Source organism: Aeribacillus sp. FSL K6-2848 (assembly GCF_038004325.1).
In the GTDB taxonomy this organism is placed as follows: Bacteria; Bacillota; Bacilli; order Bacillales; family Aeribacillaceae; genus Aeribacillus; species Aeribacillus composti.
The window spans coordinates 1,928,852-1,946,813 of the sequence record NZ_JBBOQQ010000001.1 but is presented as its reverse complement, the minus strand read 5'-3'; the positions used below and the strand labels follow the sequence as shown (position 1 = coordinate 1,946,813).

Below are 17,962 nucleotides of genomic sequence, written 5' to 3'. Positions count from 1 at the left end.
CTTTTCAAAAGCCTTTATACTCAGGTTCCTCAAACTCCAGCTCTCCAATTCGAGACTTTACATCATTGATAATTTCTTCAGATATTAACATGTTTTCGTGAAAAACTCGTTTCGTTTCTTCATCAGTTGACGTAATGGCCAAGTTTTGCAATCCCGCATGAATGCTTTTTAAACTGGCCAGCGTTTGCTTGACCTGTGATGCTACTGTCAATCCAATCACCCCTTCGGTTTAAATAAAAGCGCTCCGATAAAACCAAAAATAATAGCTGCTGAAATACCGGAGCTAGTCACTTCAAACATACCTGTTAAAACGCCGATCAATCCATGTTTTTCTGCTTCTTGCAACGCTCCATGAACGAGAGAATTTCCGAAGCTTGTAATCGGAATGGTTGCACCTGCACCCGCAAAATCGATAAATGGTTCATAAAGCCCGAAACCGTCCAAGATGGCTCCAATCACGACAAACGTACTTAATGTATGAGCAGGTGTTAAATGAAACACATCAAACATGATCTGTCCAATTACACAAATTAATCCGCCTATGACAAACGCCCAAAAAAATGACGCAACCAAATGTTTCACCCCCTGAATTCAATGGACACAGCGTGTGCAATGCACGGAATGGTTTCATTTTGCTGGAACGTTAGCGGAGAAAGCAGCGCCCCAGTTGCGACAGCGAGAATTCGCTTCAGCTCGCCTTTTTTCATCCGATTTAATAAATGGCCGTATACGACAATTGCCGAGCAGCCCGCCCCGCTTGCACCGGATAAAACTGGTTGTCCTTCCCGATAAATCATTAAACCGCAATCCTGAAATTTTTCCTCATCCATTTGAACTCCATTTTTTTCAAATAATTCAAGAGCGACGTTGCGTCCGATTTTTCCTAAGTCGCCTGTTACAATTAAATCATAGTAGTCCGCATCAATATTTAAATCGCGGAAATGCGCTTCTATCGTATCAACTGCTGCCGGCGCCATCGCACCGCCCATATTAAACGGATCAGACATGCCTAAATCGACCACTCTGCCAATCGTTGCCGAGGTCACGGCAGGTCCTTTCCCTTCATTGCTTAACAAAGCAGCTCCTGCACCCGTGACTGTCCACTGTGCAGTCGGTGGCTTTTGCCCACCGTACTCGGTCGGATAGCGAAATTGTTTTTCGATTGCCGTATTATGGCTGGCCGCACCAGTCAGTAAATATTTTGCTCCGCCGTAATTGACGATAAATGCGCTTAATGCCAGCCCTTCCATCGACGTAGAACAAGCGCCGAAAATGCCGAGATAAGGAACGCCGAACGTTCTTGCTGCAAAGCTGGACGGGGTGATTTGATTCACTAAATCTCCGGAAATAATAAATTCCACCTGTTCTTTTTCAATGTTTCCTTTTTCTATTGCTTTGTAAAACGCTTCTTCAAAAAGCACTTTATGAGCTTTTTCATAAGAGTCCTCACCCAACCACAAATCTTCGTGAAGAAGATCAAAATCGTCGGCTAGTCTGCCATTTGCTTCAAACGGCCCGCCAACGGTAGCGGTTGAAATGATCACGGGTTGATTATGAAATACCCAAGTGCGATGTCCTTTCAGCATTTCAAAAACCACCCCATTTAATTAAAATCGTTTTGATTAAAGCAACTACAAATGCAGAAAATGTTCCAAATAAAATAACAGATCCGGCCAATTTAAACATGTTCCCGCCTACACCGAGGACAAATCCTTCTGTTCGGTGCTCAATCGCTGCAGAAATAACAGCATTTCCGAACCCTGTGACTGGTACAGCGCTTCCGGCACCGCCAAATTGAGCAATCCGGTCGTAAACACCAAATCCGGTCAAAAGCATAGATAAAAAAATCATCGTGGCAACAGTCGGATTTCCAGCGGTTTGTTGAGTAAAATGAAAAAAGTACATGTAAAAAAACTGTATCGCTTGTCCGATGGAGCAAATAATTCCACCGACTAAAAAGGCTCGTAAACAGTTTTGGACAACAGGTCTTTTCGTTTCATTTTTTTTCTCCAATTGATAGTATTCCTGCATGATTTTCGTTTGAAGTTTTCTTTGCTCATTCGCCATCGAAAACACCTTCTTATGTTTCTTCTCTGCTCAATTGAATAATGTTTTCCACTTTCTTGTTCATTTCACGCTTGTCCAGATTTTCCAGTTTGTTAATTAATTTTTCTGTTTCCCAATAAATTTTCATGTCGCTTGAAACGGTGACATCATAATCTCGGAAAGATTTTTTTAATTTTTTTTCAATTGTTTTTTCCTTTTGTTTTAATTGAAACCGTTTCATATGATCTAATTGAAAAGCAAGCAATAGCTTGCGGTCTGTATTGACGCTTATGGCTTTGGGAACTCCATCATAGCTTTCCGCTATTTCCTCCGCCTTTTTCGCGACCTTTTGATTAAAAGGAGCGTTCTTCGTCGAATAATTGATTTTTGTCGGTTGTTCTAAAGTCGGATCGACCATATCGTTCTGTTGGCATGCTGAGAAAACAAAAAGGAAAGTGAAAAAGAATATAAAATGTTTCATCCTGACCAGCTCACTCTTATTTGTGATGTGTTGAAAGGGGGTGTCTAATAAGTCATTTTTACGGCTTATTGATGCCCCCTTTAATGTATTAGAAACGTTGATATATCGGTGTTATGATTTTTTGTTTTCAATGGGGATTTGACTTTCTGGACAGCCCCTTACTGTTGTTTATATTGAGGCTCTTCATTCTGGATTTGCTGCAAGCGGGTATTAATCAAATCAACAATTGACTGTGTTTGCTGCGCAGCCTGTTGATAAATCTGTTTTGCTTGCTTGTTTTCCGTTTGCAGTGCAAACGTTTCAAAGCTTGCTTGAGCACTTTTTAATCCTGCTAATGTTTGTTGAACTTGAGTTGAAACTGTCAATGTCAATTCCTCCTTTTTGTTGTTACAAGTTTAATATTTCCTAAATGCCCAAAAGTAAAAAAGGGATGTTCTTCCCTTATATCCATTTTATTCCGTATTATTATTTTGATTTTTCAGGCATAATGACAGCAGGTGCCGAACCAGTCCCGCCGCTGTTGTAAAACTGCGGAACTTTTCCTTCAATAAATAAATCACCAATTTTCACTGAATTTTCTATTTCCATATCTTTTGAAATCGAAGGAATAATGACGTTAATTTTAACTAAAATGTCCATATAAATTTCTAAATAAGCGTTATTAATGCCAATTTCCTTATATTTTGTGCTAATTTCTGAATTAACTGAACCAATAAGTTCAAAGCGTACGGGAACTTCAGGACCTAAATGGGAGATGAGCGCATTGTTTGTTATTAATCCGAGTGGAATATGATAAACCAGGCCTTTTCCATCTGGGTTTTGATTGACGGGGATGCCGTCTTCCGATTCAACCTCCACATTCCCATCCAAATATTGCTGAATATAAACGGTCGCATCTGAAATAAGACGGTTATAAATTTGGGAATTAAAGCTGTAAGTCGCCGTTTCGTCTGATTTCTTTTCATGAATAATGATCAATTCCTTCATATCAAGTTTTTCTGCTATTTTTTTCGAAACAGCATCATGAATTGCATGTTCGGCAATTTGCCTCGTCTTTGTTTCCGCTATTCTGACCAATGTCGGTTCAATAATGGCATTGATCAGCCATAAGCTGTATGCTGTCAAAACATTGAAAATGACAAATGTAATTAAAAAAACATATTTAGCCGGCAGAGGGCCGCGTCTTCGTCGTCTTCTGAATTTTCGGTACAAAAGAATTTCCCTCCCTTTGTACCAATATATGTAGAAAAGAAAGCTGATTAGAAGCTAAAATAAAATTGGAATCAACTGTAACTAATAAAGAATCGTGAAAAAACAATACTATAACTGTTGGAAGATGTTCTTCCAAACACAACTTAGGAAGAGGTGCTTTTATAATGAGAAAAATGGGGTCCCTCTTCAAAATGGGAAAAAAAGGCTCCATGTTTCCTAAGAACCGGCAAAGAAACAGCATGATGTGGATTTCTTTAGTCGGTTTGGGGGCTGCAGCATTATACGGATTTGGCAGACGACAAAACTTATTCGCTAACATCATCAAACCGCTGCAACAAAAATTTGCAAACAGTCAAATTCAACAAATCATGCCAAACCGATAAAAGAAAACGGCCGATTTTCTTTCTCTTATTTGAAAGAAAATCGGCTTTTTTTGTAATATGTGTCAGTTGCAACTTTTTCACCCCATCGCTGTTCTAGATTTTCCATCGATTTGTGAATTTTCTTCTCCAGCTTCTAATAAAAAGAAAAGGCAACCAATCCATTGAGTTCCTTTGAAAAATTTGTATAATAGAGTAGTTGGTAATTGTTCGAGTATCTAAATATTTTTGTTTTTACGATGCAGGAGGTGCCATCAAATCCATGAAGGATTCTGCCGTTCATACCGCCAAGCCGCCGCTTTGGACAAAATCATTCATTTTGTTAATTATCGGAAATTTATTTATTTTTATGAGCTTTCAAATGCTTTTGCCTACTTTGCCGCCGCAAGCGAAAGCAATTGGAGCATCGGACATTGAAATCGGGCTTGTTACAACCCTTTTTTCCATCGCTGCTGTTGTCATTCGACCGCTCATTGGTTTTCTTCTTGAATCAGCGAAACGAAAATGGCTCGTTATAACTGGAGCTGTAGGCTTACTCTTTTTAACCCTTTCATACTCGCTTACATCGATTGTTTTTTTATTTTTAATTGTCCGCCTCCTTCACGGTTTTGCCTGGGGCTGGTCAACAACAGCAAATGGAACGGCAGCTGTTGAATTGGTTCCAACGAAACGCCTCGGAGAAGGAATGGGCTATTATGGTTTATCTATCACCATTGGGATGATCATCGCTCCTAGTTTTGGCATTTTGCTTTTTCAACATTTAGGATTCCAGCCGCTCATCATCGGTTCCGCCATTTTCGGTGTCATATCGATTATCGCCCTTTCATTAGTTCAATACAAAACGCCAAAGTCTGTTTTAGAAAAATCAATGCATGTAAAGGATTTTTCTTTTTTTCGCTCACTCATTGATAAACATGGGGCGTTTCCTGCACTGATTACATTATTATCAGCTTTCGGTTATGGGGGAATTGTCACGTTTATCGTCATATTCGGCCAAGAAAGAGGGATCGATCAAATCTTCTTATACTACTTATGTAATGCGTTGGCGGCAACTGCTGTACGACCAATTTCAGGAAGGTGGTTTGATCGAAGCGGTCCTTGGCTTCTTGCCATTGTTTGCTCATTCTTAACATTTATCGCCTTTTGGGTTTTATCTTTCACATACTCAGTCGGAATGCTTGTTTTAGCTGGTATTTTATTTGGCGCCGGTTTTGGGTCACTGCTTCCTGTTTTGCAATCATGGGTGCTTTCTAAAACACCTGCCGATCGGAGAGGAGTCGCAAACGGAATGTATTATTCAGCATTGGATGGAGGAATAGGAATAAGTGCGGTTTTTCTAGGCTTCTTATCATCCTATGTTGATTTAGGAACGATTTTTCAATTATCAAGCATTTGTTTTTTCATTGTTATTCTGCTAGTTTTAATTGATTATTTAAAAGAGAAAAAGAAAACGGAAAAGCGGGAAAACCAGCAAGTTCATGCCAAATCGTTTTCGTAACGAGCATTGACAGATTCAAAGCTTGCGACTCCCGCGCCCGTTTCGCGCCGGCAAGCTTGCGGTCGAGGCCGTCTAAGCAAAAGAAATTCTCGGAGTCTCTCGCTTTCTTTGCGCTGTCAAAATTGGGGCACCCGTCAGTTCGTTGATGATGATAGAAAAATTTTTTATGGAAGAAAGTCTTTTCTTCATTCCCGAATTTTTAACGCCCTAATCCGATTCAAGGCTGCCGCTAATTCAAATCTTCTTACATACGCCAATTCACCTTGATGACCATGATGGGCCGAAAAACTTTGGAGACCATCCTGATTGATCTTATTTTCTACGAAATCAAGCAATTGTGATACTGTTAAGCGTCTGTCAAAAAGGTTTGTCCGTTCGATATACGATAATATTTCTCCAATCATTCTTGTCTGGCTTTCGTCGACCAGCTGTTCTACATAAGATAAATCAATTTTTTCTAGTCCATATTGAATTTCAGAAAGCCGGCAAGCAATTTTAGATTTTTTCCCTTTTCTGCTGTTCAAGCTGCCTGATTCCGGAATACGAAGCTTCCATTCTCCAAATTTCTCCCCTCCTTCATGCTTTCTTCCGGTTTTAATTTGACAGGCAATCTGTTTTGCTTCATGTGTGACGTCATAAGGCTTATAATGATCCATTTTAATTACGCGATCCGCAACGGAAAAGTAATCTCCCGATCCGCCCATAACTAAAATTGTTGAGACATCAAAATCCTGCTTCAATTGTAAAACTTTATCGATAAATGGAGTAATGGGCTCATGCTCTTTATGAATTAATGCTTGCATTCTGGCGTCCCGAATCATAAAGTTTGTTGCACTTGTATCCTCGTCGATCAATAATGTTTTTGCTCCTGCTTCTAGCATTTCCATTATATTGGCTGCCTGCGATGTACTGCCGCTTGCATTTTCCGTAGAGAAGGATTTTGTGCTTTTTTGAAACGGCAGATTGTTAATAAAAGCGGAAATATCCACCTTCTTTATACTGCGGCCATCTTCGGCACGTATTTTGCATGCTGAACGGTCCGTCAAAACAAATTCACGGCCGTCCTCTTCAATATGGTCATAAACACCATGCTCGAGCGCCTTTAATAAAGTGCTTTTTCCATGATAACCTCCTCCAACGATCAAGGTGATGCCTTTGTATATAGCCATGCCCTTCAACGGTTCTTGCCGATGCGGAACAGGAATTGAGACTTCCATTTCCTTTGGACTTTGAAAAGGAACAGCGCCTTTCAACGGCTGATCACTTACGCCGCTTGCACGCGGCAAAATTGAATTATTTGCAATAAACGCTATTATTCCTCTCTCTTTCATATAGGAGCGGATCGCCATTTGCTGGTCGCAAAGCTGAATCGCGCCCTCAATATCTTTCTCCTTCACAGAAAAGACAGAATGCCGCAAAATTTCGGGAAGTAGTTGAAAAAATATTTTTTTGGCTTCCTTGCCTAATATTGTTCTCCCTTGAGCCGGAAGACCGATTGAAAGACAAACTGTAATATCGTTTTCTCCTATCTGAACAGCTGTCCGTTCTAACACCTTCTGCCCCGGTTTGTCAATCATGATCAGCCCGCTTTTTCCAGAGCCGCGTACGTTATTTTTCAAATTAGAAATAGCTTGAAATACTTCGCGGACAATCATATCTTCACATCTTATCTTTCTTTGCCGGCTGTTTGTCCATTTTTGTAAAAAAGCCGTTTTGCTTCTAGCGATCAATATTCTGATTTTCGAAGGACTCGCAAACGGATCGCCCTGTACATAATCGATCAACAATTCAAAATCAGGAAACTTGTACGAGCCTTGAATCTGTTTGTACGCTTTATATCCTTTGCCATCGATTTGTTCCAGCTTTTTTGCAAGATTGATCATAATACTCCTCCATATTTATGCAAAATTGTCTCGTATAGCTTTTTCAATAATTGCTTTTGAGCGGTCCAGCTCTGCTTTTAGTTGTCTTTTATATTGTTTTGCTTTTTCATAATCGACAAACTGATAATAGACAACCTCTTGAAACTCGGCTCCTTCCTTTTTTCGTTTAATTTGTTTTAAAATGCCGTCTTTTATTAAATCATGAAGCGCTTTGTACAGCTCAGAATGATTCGGACGGTAGCCATACGGGCGAAACTCTTCCCGCAGTTCATCCAATATTTTAAAACCATACAGCCGCTTCTTTTCCGTCATCGTGATTAAATATAATTTTAAAAAAGCTCGCTGCTTCAATAAAAAGCCGCTAGGTTTTCTTTTTTCCGTCATCTCTCCATCCATCTCCTTTTTACAATAATATAATTATGTAAACTTATAGTTTTCCGATCCTTTTATTTTAATCATAATATAAGTTCAAATAAAAATATATCTTTTTTTCATTTAGAACATTGTTTGCAAAATGAATTGTCACATAATATGACAAGACCTCCATGCTATTTGTTAAAATATTTGTTTTAGCATAAAGTGGAATGGCATTCGGCTGTTGGTCAATCCGAAAGTCTTTTCCTCTACCACCGAATCTTGACCTTTTTAAAATTTCGATTGCTTCTCGGAAGCATCGGGCATGAACATTTCTTATTCACGCAATAATGAGTGTTACAAACAAGATGATTCTGTCTGAAAAAACGTAGATTAATGAGATGGATTACTTAAAATCATTATTCCTAACATGCCACCTTTTGAAAACCATTAGAAAAATTTAGGAGCAGCTTGACCAAGGGATCCAACCTTCATTATAATATTTCTATAAATTGCCAAAAACCTCATTCGGAAATACTAGTTTAAAAGAAATTACATGACTTTGTTTTCGGGTTTCATCACATAAGAATTCACAGGCTGCTTATCTATGCAAGTTCGGTTGATTACAATTTGGCTTCCCGCTTCAGTACAATTGCATAATTTGTTGTTTATAGTCTACTAGAACTAAAAATTTCTGACCAACTAAGTACAGCCCATTCAGTTGCAATTTTAAACGAGGAAAGAATATTATTTGTGTGAAATTAAAGCAATTTTGAGAGGATAAGTTATGAATTTAATCTGACTGCTGCCGGAATTATTCTTGATGGTCTCAATGAAATTTCTTATGTTTCATGGTGATTGACTCTAACTGTAATAGCCTTTAGCCTCCTAATGTTTTAATTTTTGTAATAAGGCGGAACACCTTTTCTTATAAAGGGGATAAATATGCTCAAATTAAAAAATGAAAGAATAATAAATTTACTTTCTTTTTGCCTGTTAGTGCTAGCAGTTGTGGCGAATTCATTTTTTTCCATTAAACAGTTTCAAGTGATTGAGCAATTTGATAAACTGCAAGCGAGCTTTCCATTGTTTGCACATTCGTTTGTTGCTGCTTTGTTAATTTTAATACAATTGATTGCGGGAATTACCGTGATCATAATCGAAACAATATTTGTTACTTATATTACAAATGTCATGACGAATAAAAAGTTTACATTTAGTAACTTTTTATCAGCCATCATTTTTGCGAATCTTGTTTCCATTTTATTAAATATGACGATCATTTCACTGGCTGGCTTTAATCAACTGCAAGATATTCAATGGCTGGGCTGGTTTCCAGGTTCGCAAATCCTATTGGTTGTTTTTTTCTACTTATATTTATCATATTTAGACAGTTCCACTTCCATCAGCCTAAAAATAAGACTGTGTACAATAATATTTTCGACCACTTATGGTTTGACGCTTATCATTCAAACGTTCATGACTGTTGTGCAATTTCAATGATCTTAGGAAGGTGCATAATATGGAAAAAAAATTTAAGGCTAAAATGAGAATATTGTTCGTAATCTCGATAATCGTTTTTTTAGTAGGAATTTTTAATCTGGTAAAAATTGTTACGAAAATGTTGGGGAATTGAAGAAGATGAAATACTTTAAATACAAGCGGTTAATGAAAAAAAGAAAAGCATTAGCAAATTTCGAGATTTTATTTGGGAATTTTCTAAATAAGTTTGCTGGCGGCGATAAAAAATTGCTGCTGGTCTTTCTCTATAACGTAAATGCAGTCATTACTTTCGCTTCGATGTTAGCACCGATTTTTGTCTATTTGCTCATTTATTTTTTTCATTCCTTTATAAATATAAATCCTTTTTATATCGCCACTATCTATTTTTTTATAACGCTTTTGTTCACTGATATTAATAATGATGATTACGATCATGTGGAACTGGAGAATATTTCTCAATGGATGTATAAAGCTCACAAAATTAAATTTCAATTACTGATTATTAAAAAATTGCTGTTAACATTTGGAACAAACATTTTGTCTTATTGTTTTTTTATGTTGATTTTTATGAGAGAATTTCATTTTAGTTACATAACCATTCTTTTATACGAGATTTTCTTCTTAATAGCTGTTTTTTTTACTATTATTGTAAAATTTTTATGGAGCAATCCTCAGATTGTCTTTTTATTTATTCACGGGCCGAACGCTACGAAAAAGAAAGAACATTTCATCCGGTATAAAAATGACCTGCATTTAGATCAGTATCAAGCGGCTTTATCCCGATCTTGTCAAAATAGAACTTACTACTTATATATATTGTATACTTATTTGTTTGCAGCTGCTTCTTTAGTTCTGATATGTATGATTCATTTTTATTTTAATATTCATAAATTGATTATCATTTCGGTTTATTTAGGAATTGAAAGCGCAATGATTAGTATGATATCTCAAGGAATCATAAATAGCTCAAAACTGTTAAACGACTGTAATTTAAGCGATTTTTATTATATAAAGAAGTTTGATCAAAAAACTTATTATGAGAATTCGCTTTCTAAATTTCTGTCAAGAAGGCTCATCGTAATCCTAATCAGTTATTATGCTGGTGTATTCCTCCCTCTATAAATGTTGATATATCAACGGTTGTAGCCGTTTCAGGGGTGTCAAAAAAATATTTTTCGACAAAGTTCCTAACATTATTTCTTAAATATGTGTATATCTTACATTGACTGGGTACGCTTCGCGGCCACTACTGGTTAAATTTGGTTGTAGTGGGGGAAGCGTATGGGATGCACCGTGGATCTCTGCATCGCTGATGATGACGAACCCTCCCATGTCTCTTGGCATCCTTGCGCCTACATTCCTTCGTTCGGTCTAGTCATCAGGCAGAGGCCGGCTAAGCTCCTTTAGGGACTCAAGGTCGAATGGATGATATCGCGCCAGCTTCTCCGTGTCATCCTTGTTGTCTAGAGAATCGAGACTATAGGCATCAAGCAGCCGTTTCGAGGCCAAAGATGTCCTGCATCATTCGCTTCGCATCGAACGCTTGGTGCTTCGTACATACAGCGTGCAATACCTTCAATAATTTTCCGCATAACACCACAATCGATTGCTTCTTCCGCAACGGATTATCAGGACGTGTCGTGTAATAGTCGTGCAGCTGCCGAAACGCTTCGTTGTGGCGGATCATCGGCATCATCACGCGGAAGAGGAGGGCGCGCAACCGCCTTCTTCCACGCTTGGAGATCCGTTTTTGCCCTTTGTGTTGGCCGGAGGAGTTTTCCCGTAAGGTCAGTCCCGCAAGTTTCAATAATTGGCGCGGATCCTGATAGTGGGAAAAACTCCCGATTTCCGATAACAGTTCCACGATCGTCGCATCCCCTAAGCCCGGAACAGTTTTGAGCCATTCGTATTCCACGGATGTTTGCACAAGTTCTGTCAGTTGCTCATTCAGTGCCTCGATTTCTTTCTCCAATTGGCGGTACCGGCGGACAAGTGTGGCGATTTCGATACGGGCCATCTGTTGTCCTTCCGTTACGCCAATGGAGTGTTGGGCCAGTTCCATCAGCTTCTTCGCTTTCGGCTTTTGTGGCGATTGTAATCCCTCACTTTGCCGGTAAAGGGCCAGCACCTCTTCCAGCTCTTTTCCTGCCAGATCACTCGGAAATGGCGTATATTCCAGCACCGCGAGCGCCATTTTCCCAAATGACGGGAAGACTTGGGAAAACTCCGGAAAATATCGATCAAGCCAGCGAATCATTTGATTTCGAATCGCTCCCCGTTCTTCCACCAATTTGGAGCGAAATGTCGCTCCAACGCGCAGTTCGGCCTCCATCCCTTTCAGAATGCGCGGATAGCTGAATCGGCCGTCTTTCACTAACCGGGCAATGACGAGCGCGTCTTTCGCATCATGCTTGGTTGGAAGGTTATCGTCCAGCTCTTTGGAGCGCTTCACGTGCATCGGGTTTGTCATGACGAGAGGAATGCCCTTCTCGTCAAGAAAGTAAGCGAGATTGAGCCAATAATGTCCCGTTGGCTCGATGCCAACGATCACCTCGGTTTTTCCAAATTCCTTCATGGCTTCCACGATGCACTGGTACAACCATTCCAATCCTTCTCTCGATTGCAGAACGGGAAACGGCTTTTTTAACACCCTTCCTCGCTCATCCACAAAGCAGGCATAATGTTTTTTCTTTGCGATATCCATCCCAACAACCAGCGTTTGATCGGTGACTTGATTAATCTTCTTGTTTGAGATAGAATTCATGTATAGTCCTCCTTGGTATCCAAATTAGGGGTCAATTCGTGCGATTGACACCCCCGAATCATACCAAGAGGGCTTTTTTTATTCAAGTCCCCGAAAAAACTTCTAACAGGAATGCTCCTTTATGGATTTTCATTATTTTCAGCTGTCACTGTTTTATGTTCAACAATCATTTACTTCTACACAATAAAAATCATTTCAAAAAGAGTCTATCGCTTTCAAAAATTATCAATAGAAGATATTAAAAACAATTTTTTTGTATATTTTTTTAATCCTTTAGAAGATTTATTCGTTTTAGGGTTGCCTTCTATTACATGCAGCGCTGTAGCTTTTTATTCAATGAAATTCGGCAGTATATATCCTATACTCTTTTTCTTTATTGTTTATTCACATTTTTTATTATTATATAATTTTCTGACAAAAGAGAGGTAAAACATGCTTGAATTGATCAATATAAAAAAAAGATATGGTGAATCAGCCTACATTTTTGACGGTATTAACTTAAAAATAGATAACATGAGCATTGTTGAATTACTTGGTGAAAATGGAATTGGCAAATCAACGTTGTTGAATATCATCGGTGGAATGACAACATTCGATGGGAACATCAAGTTAAACAATATTTCATTAAAGGACGATTTTCAAAAGTATATAAAAGGAGTCTCCTTAATTGGCAATACACCATTTTTATACGATTATTTAACACCGGCTGAAACAATTGATATGATCTTATCCTTCCTGAATGGGGAAAGATTAGATTCGTCTCTAGAAGGTCTTATAGAAAAAATTGGACTCTACAAATATAAAAATACCCTTACACGCGAACTGTCTTTAGGAACGAAACAAAAACTATCTTTAATTTTAGCACTTCTATCTTCGCCTAATTTGATTCTCCTTGATGAACCTTTTGTCAATTTCGATATTAGGTCAAGAAAAGTTATTCTCGATTATTTGAAAAATTACGTCATGCAAAACAAGGCAATTTTAATTTATGCCACTCATTCAACGGATGCTGATTTAACTGATTTTTCAAATCAAAAGATCATTTTAAAAAGGAATGAACAACTGAATACAGTAGTTTTAGAGTGCGGCAGCCGTGAAGCATAAATTTTGTATGCTCGGTTACAGGAAGTTTATTTTTTTTATTGGGCTTTCTAAGGAACAGTTTCACCTTGCTTTTTCCGCTATTTTACTAACGTACAAATACTGTTTGAATCATTCTTTCATATAGCAGAATGAAAAACAAAAAAACAGTATTTACGTGGATAGCTCGAGTAAATAGTAGTCAAAGCCTGATGAAACAGTTCATAAAGGAGTCCAAAAAGCTATTCAAAACCAATCAATCTCTATAAAAATTGACCCTGCTAGAACAGTCGCTAATGTTAATGGAGATTTTCAAACTCAAGGGGCAGTGTCTTGGACTTATAAAGCCTTGGTTGGAAGATTGTTGTCTAGCTCTTTGGAGCGCTTCACGTGCATCGGGTTTGTCATCACGAGAGGAATGCTCTTCTCGTCAAGAAAGTAAGCGAGATTGAGCCAATAATGTCCCGTTGGCTCGATGCCAACGATCACTTCCGTTTTTTCAACTTCCTCCATCGCTTTCACGATGCACTGGTACAACCATTCCAATCCTTCTTTCGATTGCAGAACGGGAAACGGCTTTTTTAACACCCTCCCTCGCTCATCCACAAAGCAGGCATAATGCTTCTTTTTCGCGATATCCATGCCAACGATGAGCGTTTGATCGGTGACTTGATTAATCTTCTTGTTTGAGATAGAACTCATGTATAGTCCTCCTTGGTATCCAAATTAGGGGGCAATTAATCCGATTGACACCCCCGAATCATACCAAGAGGGCTTTTTTATTCAAGTCCCCGAAAAAACTTCTAACAGGAATGTTCCTTATAGGCTTTTGTTTATTCTTTGCTATGGCTGTTCCTAGCCTAATCATTTACTTTGTTTCTTTAGGAGTTAATCATTTCTTAGGAGACTATGTAAATTATTGCTCTCGGTCAGACTTATACATATTTCTTTATTGGTAAGTGCAGTAGCACTCGTTTATATGCTCAGATTTATGGTAATTATTAAAGGACTCGCAGCATCGCTCATAATACCTAACTGGATCACTTACATTTTTGAGTTTTCTTTTGCATAGATAGCTGTGTATTTTCCATACAGTATGTTATAAATAACCATTTAAGTAATGTGTCCATTTTTCAAGGAGGAGAGTTACTTTTATCCTTTTTTGTTGCATTTTTATTTTTAAGGTGTGCCATTCTTTTCTAACCTAGATGATATATCAAGGATAAAATTGGGATAGACATAGTAGAAGTAGAAAATACTATGTCTTCATAAATATTAAGGAGGAGGATATGATTTTGAATTTTATTCATGGGCTAAAGAAAATGGATTAAGTAATGCAAAATACACTATTTTTGTACGTGAACAGCTTCAATTGATCGATTGTACAGCTGCTTGTATTATTTTAAAAGAAAGAGAGTAAAAAAATTCGATCAATGCTGTCAATCTTGGATATTACCAACAATGTTCTGCCTGAAACATAAAAGGAGCATCCAATAGATAAAAGTACGTCTGATTGGATGCTCCTTGAACTTCTTAAAAAAACTTTTTACGATCACGTTCTTCTTTTAAAATTTCCACCGCCTCCCGAAAACGTTGCGAATGAACAATTTCTCTTTGGCGCAAAAATCTTAATCCGTCATTTAAGTCTGGATCATCTGACATATCGATAATCCATTGATAAGTAGCTCTTGCTTTTTCCTCGGCAGCTATATCCTCATACAAATCAGCTATCGGATCCCCTTTTGCTTGAATATAAGTCGCAGTCCACGGAGTTCCAGCAGCGTTGTTATAAAACAAGGCGCTGTCATGATTGACATAATGCTCGCCTAGTCCTGCTTCCTTTAATTGTTCCGGTGTCGCATCTTTCGTCAATTTATACACCATTGTTGCGATCATCTCCAAATGAGCAAATTCTTCTGTTCCAATATCCGTTAAAAGTCCTACTACTTTGTCGGGGATCGTGTATCTTTGATTCAAATAGCGAAGGGCGGCAGCAAGTTCTCCATCCGCTCCGCCGTATTGTTCAATTAAATATTTTGCAAGTTTTGGGTTGCACGTACTCACCCTGACAGGATATTGTAGTTTTTTTTCATAAAACCACATGTTCTTTCTCCTTTCATCGTATGAGTATAGTTAAACGGATTAAAGCTATACTTGCCATGGCCACGGCATCGTTCCCCAGCTCCAGTTCGCGTCTGAAAAGCTGTTTCCAAATTGCTGCAGCGCACCGAATTTTGATTCAAACATTTGCTTCAATTGTTTTGAGTATTGGGCATATTGGTTAAATTGCTGGATTGCTTCTATATCATTTGGATGAGTGTCTAGATAAAGCGATAATTCAACAAGCACGAAATCAGCCGCTTGAATTTCTTCAAGGAGCTGATAGTACTCTTGAGGAAGCTCCTTCATTTTGGCTACCTCCCTTTTTTCTCATACGGATTTTCGTAATAGTCATAAAAAAATCGCCAAAGAGTCCCTTTTTTTAATGCTTCTTTTGCGGAAAATTGCTGCAAGTTCGGCGGCTGAAAACCGAGGAAAAGGTTTGGCGGTGTGGAATAGTATTTGACACCGATTGGTTTACATGGATCATATCTGCTATGAAAAGGACGATATGATTTTACGGTCGTAAAAGATTTTTGATGCTTCTCATTCATAGTCATCACCTCTTTGAAGTTCATTTCTCTTTATACGATTATTCTTAAATAGTTTGTCTTGATGACTGAAATAAAGTTGTTTTCTTAAGTTTTCTGCGGCCATCCAGCAGTTGTTGGTCAGGAGATTTTTGGTAATTTTTAAAAAATGGGTTGAAATATTCTGAATTTTCCTTTATTATAAAACTGTATTTCGTTCATCCAGAGTTTACACAACGAAAAAAAAAATTAGGAGGATGATCGATGAGTCAATTAATCGCTAATGTTGAAGGGAAAGTAGCGGAGTTTCTAAAAGGGAAAAAAAAGTTGTACATTAATGGTGAATTTGTCGAAAGCGTTTCCGGCAAAACGTTCGACACTCCTAATCCAGCAACTGGAGAAACTCTTGCAACGGTTTATGAAGCGGACAAAGAAGATATTGACCGTGCTGTCCGTGCGGCAAGAGCTGCTTTTGACAGCGGGCCATGGTCCAAAATATCAGCTGCTGAACGAAGCCGATTATTGTACAAACTGGCGGATTTGCTGGAAGAAAACAAAGAAGAACTAGCTCAGCTGGAAACGCTGGATAACGGAAAACCGATCCGGGAAACTAGAAATGCAGATATTCCATTAGCCATTGAACACTTGCGTTACTATGCCGGATGGTCTACAAAAATAGTCGGGCAGACCATTCCTGTCAACGGACCATTTTTCAATTATACAAGACATGAACCTGTTGGTGTTGTCGGTCAGATTATTCCATGGAACTTCCCGCTTCTAATGGCAATGTGGAAACTTGGTGCCGCTCTTGCAACTGGTTGTACAGTCGTTTTGAAGCCTGCAGAACAAACTCCACTTTCAGCCCTTTATTTAGCAGAGCTTATTGAAGAAGCAGGTTTCCCACCTGGGGTTATCAACATAGTACCGGGCTTTGGGGAAACAGCTGGGCAAGCGATTGTTGATCATCCTCTGATAGATAAAATTGCTTTTACCGGATCGACGGAAGTCGGCAAGCTGATAATGAAAAATGCCGCACGTTCACTGAAGCGAGTTACGCTGGAATTAGGAGGCAAATCGCCGAATATTATTTTGCCGGATGCTGATCTGTCAAAAGCGATTCCAGGTGCATTAAACGGTGTAATGTTTAATCAAGGTCAAGTATGCTGTGCAGGTTCTCGTGTGTTTATTCAGAAAAAACATTACGATAATGTATTAGCAGATATGGCCTCCCATGCCCAAAATATCCGCCAAGGCTTTGGTCTGAATCCGGAAACGGAAATGGGGCCGCTCGTATCTGAAGAGCAGCAGTCAAGAGTGTTGAATTATATTGAAAAAGGAATTGAAGAAGGCGCAGAAGTTGTGACCGGCGGATCTACGCCATCTGAAAAAGGGTATTTTGTCACTCCTACAATTTTTGCTGATGTTGAAGATAAAATGACAATTGCCAAAGAGGAAATATTCGGTCCGGTCATTGCTGCATTGCCTTTTGAAGATTTAGATGAAGTTATTGATCGGGCAAACAACAGCGAATACGGCTTAGCTGCCGGTTTATGGACGAGAGATGTGGCCAACGCTCACTATGTCGCCAATCGCTTGAGAGCAGGAACTGTTTGGGTCAACTGTTATAATGTATTTGACGCAGCTTCTCCGTTTGGCGGATACAAACAATCAGGTATCGGTCGCGAAATGGGTTCATATGCTTTGAACAACTATACAGAAGTAAAAAGCGTGTGGATTAGCTTAAATTAAAATATATAATTCAGAATAGCGCCTGTCTAAAAAACAATATCTATGCCCCACAGAAAATGATTTCTGTGGGGCTTTCCAGTTGTCGAGAACTTCTCCTAAAAGGTTGAGTTCCGCCTGCTTTAGTACTTTCTGCATTGAGAAAAGCTCGGGCATTTCCTCTGTGAAAAACAACAGAAACAGTAATTGTCCATAATACAGCAGAACACCCCTTCCCTGTTCGGCTTTAAATTAAAAAAAGCGTTGTCTTCTCTGCTTTTTACAAATTAAAGGACGCACAGCATCAAAAAGGAATTACAGGGAAAATCGCGATATAAAATGAACATTGTTTCTAAAAATCTTTCAAAAACAGAAATGAAGAGGATTATGAAATCTTTAAAGGAAA

At 38.6% G+C, this 17,962-nt stretch carries 19 protein-coding genes and 1 pseudogene; 6 read left to right on the top strand and 14 right to left on the bottom strand.

What is annotated here, in order from left to right; all coding sequences use genetic code 11:
* Positions 1 to 4 precede the first annotated feature (4 nt).
* From NSS70_RS09500 to yunB, 7 genes are all read right to left on the bottom strand, one after another.
* A complete protein-coding gene (locus NSS70_RS09500; RefSeq protein ID WP_063389730.1) occupies positions 5 to 211 on the bottom strand; it encodes a DUF1657 domain-containing protein in 207 nt (68 codons plus the stop codon).
* A 5-nt stretch (positions 212 to 216) separates the two neighbouring features.
* Positions 217 to 573: a stage V sporulation protein AE gene (gene spoVAE / locus NSS70_RS09495; protein ID WP_063389729.1), complete on the bottom strand. Its 357-nt coding sequence runs from the start codon at positions 571 to 573 to the stop codon at positions 217 to 219.
* 5 nt (positions 574 to 578) lie between these two features.
* Entirely contained in the window at positions 579 to 1,586 is a 1,008-nt protein-coding gene (gene spoVAD, locus NSS70_RS09490; RefSeq protein WP_063389728.1) for a stage V sporulation protein AD, read from the bottom strand.
* A gap of 1 nt (position 1,587) precedes the next feature.
* Positions 1,588 to 2,067 (bottom strand): stage V sporulation protein AC, encoded by a 480-nt coding sequence (gene spoVAC, locus NSS70_RS09485; protein WP_063389727.1) that lies wholly within the window; start codon positions 2,065 to 2,067, stop codon positions 1,588 to 1,590.
* A gap of 13 nt (positions 2,068 to 2,080) precedes the next feature.
* A complete protein-coding gene (locus tag NSS70_RS09480) occupies positions 2,081 to 2,527 on the bottom strand; it encodes a YhcN/YlaJ family sporulation lipoprotein (protein WP_063389726.1) in 447 nt (148 codons plus the stop codon).
* 158 nt (positions 2,528 to 2,685) lie between these two features.
* The gene (locus NSS70_RS09475) at positions 2,686 to 2,892 is read right to left on the bottom strand and encodes a DUF1657 domain-containing protein (RefSeq protein WP_066246606.1); all 207 of its coding nucleotides are present in this window, start codon (positions 2,890 to 2,892) and stop codon (positions 2,686 to 2,688) included.
* A gap of 100 nt (positions 2,893 to 2,992) precedes the next feature.
* Positions 2,993 to 3,739: a sporulation protein YunB gene (yunB, locus tag NSS70_RS09470; protein ID WP_063389724.1), complete on the bottom strand. Its 747-nt coding sequence runs from the start codon at positions 3,737 to 3,739 to the stop codon at positions 2,993 to 2,995.
* Positions 3,740 to 3,903: 164 nt separating this feature from the next.
* On the opposite strand from yunB, the gene NSS70_RS09465 reads away from it, so the two are divergent.
* Both NSS70_RS09465 and NSS70_RS09460 read left to right on the top strand, forming a co-directional pair.
* The gene (locus tag NSS70_RS09465) at positions 3,904 to 4,122 is read left to right on the top strand and encodes a hypothetical protein (protein WP_063389723.1); all 219 of its coding nucleotides are present in this window, start codon (positions 3,904 to 3,906) and stop codon (positions 4,120 to 4,122) included.
* Between the two features lie 259 nt (positions 4,123 to 4,381).
* The gene (locus NSS70_RS09460) at positions 4,382 to 5,617 is read left to right on the top strand and encodes an MFS transporter (RefSeq protein ID WP_144597004.1); all 1,236 of its coding nucleotides are present in this window, start codon (positions 4,382 to 4,384) and stop codon (positions 5,615 to 5,617) included.
* A 185-nt stretch (positions 5,618 to 5,802) separates the two neighbouring features.
* Here NSS70_RS09460 and NSS70_RS09455 read toward each other — a convergent pair whose 3' ends face one another.
* Positions 5,803 to 7,500, bottom strand: coding sequence for an ABC-ATPase domain-containing protein (locus tag NSS70_RS09455; protein ID WP_340881363.1), 1,698 nt, complete (start codon positions 7,498 to 7,500; stop codon positions 5,803 to 5,805).
* 15 nt (positions 7,501 to 7,515) lie between these two features.
* Complete coding sequence (locus NSS70_RS09450; RefSeq protein ID WP_063389720.1) at positions 7,516 to 7,884, bottom strand: helix-turn-helix transcriptional regulator; 369 nt, start codon at positions 7,882 to 7,884, stop codon at positions 7,516 to 7,518.
* A 915-nt stretch (positions 7,885 to 8,799) separates the two neighbouring features.
* Between NSS70_RS09450 and NSS70_RS09445 the strand changes: the two genes are divergently transcribed.
* Both NSS70_RS09445 and NSS70_RS09440 read left to right on the top strand, forming a co-directional pair.
* Complete coding sequence (locus tag NSS70_RS09445; RefSeq protein ID WP_063389719.1) at positions 8,800 to 9,357, top strand: hypothetical protein; 558 nt, start codon at positions 8,800 to 8,802, stop codon at positions 9,355 to 9,357.
* Between the two features lie 138 nt (positions 9,358 to 9,495).
* Positions 9,496 to 10,479 carry a sugar transporter gene (locus tag NSS70_RS09440; RefSeq protein WP_340881362.1) on the top strand — a complete coding sequence of 328 codons (984 nt, stop codon included), beginning with the start codon at positions 9,496 to 9,498 and terminating at the stop codon, positions 10,477 to 10,479.
* Positions 10,480 to 10,843: 364 nt separating this feature from the next.
* Here the strand turns inward: NSS70_RS09440 and NSS70_RS09435 are convergent, their stop codons facing one another.
* Positions 10,844 to 12,121 carry an IS110 family transposase gene (locus NSS70_RS09435; RefSeq protein WP_340881101.1) on the bottom strand — a complete coding sequence of 426 codons (1,278 nt, stop codon included), beginning with the start codon at positions 12,119 to 12,121 and terminating at the stop codon, positions 10,844 to 10,846.
* Positions 12,122 to 12,553: 432 nt separating this feature from the next.
* On the opposite strand from NSS70_RS09435, the gene NSS70_RS09430 reads away from it, so the two are divergent.
* Positions 12,554 to 13,225 (top strand): ABC transporter ATP-binding protein, encoded by a 672-nt coding sequence (locus tag NSS70_RS09430; protein WP_339195466.1) that lies wholly within the window; start codon positions 12,554 to 12,556, stop codon positions 13,223 to 13,225.
* A 324-nt stretch (positions 13,226 to 13,549) separates the two neighbouring features.
* Here the strand turns inward: NSS70_RS09430 and NSS70_RS09425 are convergent.
* From NSS70_RS09425 to NSS70_RS09410, 4 genes and pseudogenes are all read right to left on the bottom strand, one after another.
* Positions 13,550 to 13,903 (bottom strand): annotated as a pseudogene (locus NSS70_RS09425) (IS110 family transposase); the annotation flags it as partial.
* An 831-nt stretch (positions 13,904 to 14,734) separates the two neighbouring features.
* On the bottom strand, positions 14,735 to 15,304 hold the full coding sequence (gene cotJC / locus NSS70_RS09420; RefSeq protein ID WP_063389715.1) for a spore coat protein CotJC: 570 nt from the start codon (positions 15,302 to 15,304) through the stop codon (positions 14,735 to 14,737).
* A gap of 45 nt (positions 15,305 to 15,349) precedes the next feature.
* Positions 15,350 to 15,610: a spore coat protein CotJB gene (locus tag NSS70_RS09415; RefSeq protein ID WP_063389714.1), complete on the bottom strand. Its 261-nt coding sequence runs from the start codon at positions 15,608 to 15,610 to the stop codon at positions 15,350 to 15,352.
* Positions 15,611 to 15,615: 5 nt separating this feature from the next.
* Positions 15,616 to 15,855 carry a spore coat associated protein CotJA gene (locus NSS70_RS09410; protein ID WP_063389713.1) on the bottom strand — a complete coding sequence of 80 codons (240 nt, stop codon included), beginning with the start codon at positions 15,853 to 15,855 and terminating at the stop codon, positions 15,616 to 15,618.
* A 240-nt stretch (positions 15,856 to 16,095) separates the two neighbouring features.
* On the opposite strand from NSS70_RS09410, the gene NSS70_RS09405 reads away from it, so the two are divergent.
* Positions 16,096 to 17,580 carry an aldehyde dehydrogenase family protein gene (locus NSS70_RS09405; protein ID WP_340881361.1) on the top strand — a complete coding sequence of 495 codons (1,485 nt, stop codon included), beginning with the start codon at positions 16,096 to 16,098 and terminating at the stop codon, positions 17,578 to 17,580.
* Positions 17,581 to 17,962: the final 382 nt, after the last annotated feature.